We start from the raw sequence: 313 nt of genomic DNA on the forward strand, positions 1-313 counted from the left end.
TTCTCACCGTCCGGGGTCCGCGATTCCCGCAGCAGCCGCATCATCTTGTCGCGCTGCGAGTACGGCGACGACACGTTGAACAGAAGTGGGGGCGGTGCGCTATGGATACCTTCCTTCAGTAGATTTTCGTAAGCTACCGAAACCGTACCCAGACTGTTGTACAGCGACTTGTGTGCCTCGTCAAAGTTTGCGCGTTCACTTGTTTCGTCTTCCTCACTATCACCAGTGGGTAGCGGAAAGAGACCAAGTTCGTCGAGTGCTGCCAGAATTCGCGTGTCGCCACGAAGTGTGCTCGATTTTGGACCAGAAGGAT

The 313-nt window shown here is 55.0% G+C and carries 1 protein-coding gene; it reads right to left on the minus strand.

Translation table 11 applies throughout. The annotated features are described in order from the left end of the window. The coding region (locus AC1RPU_RS08115) for a hypothetical protein (protein WP_481769663.1) at positions 1 to 313 on the minus strand (313 nt) is incomplete at both ends.

The sequence above is a fragment of the Dellaglioa sp. CoH-55-MRSF-7 genome (genome assembly GCF_056782235.1).